The 649-nt window shown below is 47.5% G+C and carries 1 protein-coding gene; it reads right to left on the reverse strand.

Annotated features, from left to right (window positions below):
* Positions 1-256 precede the first annotated feature (256 nt).
* On the reverse strand, positions 257-649 hold a 393-nt coding region (locus tag R8N47_RS25845), incomplete at its 5' end, for a hypothetical protein (RefSeq protein ID WP_318186186.1).

Below are 649 nucleotides of genomic sequence, written 5' to 3' on the forward strand. Positions count from 1 at the left end.
GCCAGACAAGGAACTGCCAGGAGATGAATGAACCAGATGAGCTTTCGCTTTCTCTGACGTGAGCTTGTGCGGACATAGACCCTCCAAATAACTTGTCGTCATCACGGAGTAATCGTCTCTTAATTGATCAATCTAGGAACAGTGCTGTTACGGCCCATTTTGGGCACTTTATGGAGGTTTATTCGAGGAGATGATAAGAGCGGGAGGCGAAAAACTTTCACATGTGAAAGTTCAAAGCGGCCAATGGCCGCTTGTTTCACACTGTTCTATTGTAACGGAGTTCTCGATAAGCATCCCATGCTTGCTCTGATGAGACACCTCGACAACCAACATCTGTGGCGCACTCAAGGTCCATCTTGTACTGCTTAACCTTCTGGTCTGCTGTATCGCCCCAGCTCATGGCTGATGGGTACTTGGAAACACTAAACACATTTTCAAGTTCAGCCTGATAGTCGTCGTTTTGTAACAGAGGTTCGGTTTCACCATCATCCCAGCGAATGTAAGCCTTACCCTGGAGAGCCTTCAAATGCAAAGGCACCAGTAAGGTGGAAATCACTTCGTCAGCCCTGATGTCTTTGTAAGCACACCAGTGAGGTTTAACGGTGATCACACCATTTACCAAAACGATGTCACACGCCAGTGTCGCTTC

This window comes from Vibrio sp. 2132-1 (assembly GCF_033344315.1).